General features: G+C 67.2%; 2 pseudogenes. Both read left to right on the top strand.

The features are described from left to right. A pseudogene (locus tag ACJ73U_RS09020) lies at positions 1-1,126 on the top strand (DNA-directed RNA polymerase subunit beta); the annotation flags it as partial. Positions 1,127-1,214: 88 nt separating this feature from the next. After that, positions 1,215-2,368: pseudogene (locus ACJ73U_RS09015) on the top strand (DNA-directed RNA polymerase subunit beta'); the annotation flags it as partial.

Below are 2,368 nucleotides of genomic sequence, written 5' to 3'. Positions count from 1 at the left end.
GGTCGGCAAGGTTACCCCGAAGGGTGAGACCGAGCTGACCCCGGAGGAGCGGCTGCTCCGCGCGATCTTCGGCGAGAAGGCCCGCGAGGTGCGGGACACGTCGCTGAAGGTGCCGCACGGCGAGACCGGCAAGGTCATCGGCATCCGCGTGTTCTCCCGTGAGGACGAGGACGAGCTGCCCCCGGGCGTCAACGAGCTGGTCCGGGTGTACGTGGCGCAGAAGCGCAAGATCCAGGACGGCGACAAGCTCGCCGGCCGGCACGGCAACAAGGGCGTCATCGGCAAGGTGCTCCCGGCCGAGGACATGCCGTTCCTGCCGGACGGCACCCCGGTCGACGTCGTGCTGAACACCCACGGTGTGCCGCGGCGTATGAACATCGGCCAGGTGCTGGAGCTGCACCTCGGGTGGCTCGCCTCCCAGGGCTGGAAGGTCGAGGGCAACCCGGAGTGGGCGAAGGACCTGCCCGAGGAGCTCTACGACGTGGCCCCGGGCACGAACACCGCGACCCCGGTGTTCGACGGCGCCAAGGAGCACGAGATCACCGGCCTGCTCGGTTCGGCGCTGCCGAACCGGGACGGCGAGCGGATGGTGACCCAGGACGGCAAGGCGCGGCTGTTCGACGGCCGCTCCGGCGAGCCGTTCCCGCACCCGGTGGCGGTCGGGTACATGTACATCCTGAAGCTGCACCACCTGGTCGACGACAAGATCCACGCCCGTTCCACCGGCCCGTACTCGATGATCACGCAGCAGCCGCTGGGTGGTAAGGCGCAGTTCGGTGGCCAGCGCTTCGGTGAGATGGAGTGCTGGGCCATGCAGGCCTACGGCGCGGCGTACACGCTCCAGGAGCTGCTGACGATCAAGTCCGACGACGTGCTCGGTCGCGTCAAGGTCTACGAGGCGATCGTCAAGGGCGAGAACATCCCGGAGCCGGGCATCCCCGAGTCGTTCAAGGTGCTGCTCAAGGAGCTGCAGTCGCTGTGCCTCAACGTCGAGGTGCTGTCCAGCGACGGCGCCGCGATCGAGATGCGCGACGGGGACGACGAGGACCTCGAGCGCGCGGCCGCCAACCTGGGCATCAACCTGTCCCGCAATGAGTCGCCGTCCGTCGACGACGTCGTGAACTGACCGGGCGTGGCGGGCGCGCTCCCGGGTGCGCCCGCCCCCGATCCCCAAAGACCAAAAGGCTGTAACCAACAAAAGGGGAAGACCGGACGTGTTGGACGTCAACTTCTTCGACGAGCTTCGCATCGGCCTGGCGACCGCGGACGACATCCGTCAGTGGTCCTACGGCGAGGTGAAGAAGCCCGAGACCATCAACTACCGCACGCTCAAGCCCGAGAAGGACGGCTTGTTCTGCGAGAAGATCTTCGGTCCCACCCGGGACTGGGAGTGCTACTGCGGCAAGTACAAGCGCGTGCGCTTCAAGGGCATCATCTGTGAGCGCTGTGGCGTCGAGGTCACCCGCGCCAAGGTTCGCCGTGAGCGCATGGGCCACATCGAGCTGGCCGCTCCCGTCACCCACATCTGGTACTTCAAGGGCGTGCCGAGCCGGTTGGGCTACCTGCTCGACCTGGCCCCGAAGGACCTGGAAAAGATCATCTACTTCGCTGCCTACGTGATCACCGCGGTGGACACCGAGCAGCGGCACACCGACCTGCCCACGCTCGAGAGCGAGATGAACGTCGAGCGCAAGCAGGTCGAGAACCGGCGCGACGCCGACATCGAGGCCCGGGCGCAGAAGCTCGAGGCCGACCTGGCCGCCCTCGAGGAGGAGGGCGCCAAGTCCGACGTGCGCCGCAAGGTCAAGGAGGGCGGCGAGCGTGAGATGCGCCAGCTCCGCGACCGGGCCCAGCGCGAGCTGGACCGGCTCGACGAGATCTGGACCACCTTCACCAAGCTCGAGCCCAAGCAGCTGATCGCCGACGAGATGCTCTACCGCGAGCTGGTCGACCGCTATGGCGACCACTTCACCGGTGCCATGGGCGCCGAGGCGATCCAGAAGCTGGCCGCCGACTTCGACGTCGAGGCCGAGGCCGACAACCTGCGCGACACCATCCGCAACGGCAAGGGGCAGAAGAAGCTCCGCGCCCTCAAGCGGCTGAAGGTCGTGGCGGCGTTCTCGCAGACGAACAACTCGCCGATGGGCATGGTGCTCGACTGCATCCCGGTGATCCCGCCGGACCTGCGGCCGATGGTCCAGCTCGACGGTGGCCGGTTCGCGACCTCCGACCTGAACGATCTGTACCGCCGCGTCATCAACCGCAACAACCGGTTGAAGAGGCTGATCGACCTCGGCGCGCCCGAGATCATCGTCAACAACGAGAAGCGGATGCTGCAGGAGGCCGTCGACGCGCTGTTCGACAACGG

Source organism: Actinophytocola sp. (assembly GCF_045807065.1).
Classification (GTDB): domain Bacteria; phylum Actinomycetota; class Actinomycetes; order Mycobacteriales; family Pseudonocardiaceae; genus Actinophytocola.
This window is presented reverse-complemented; position numbering and strand designations above follow the sequence as displayed.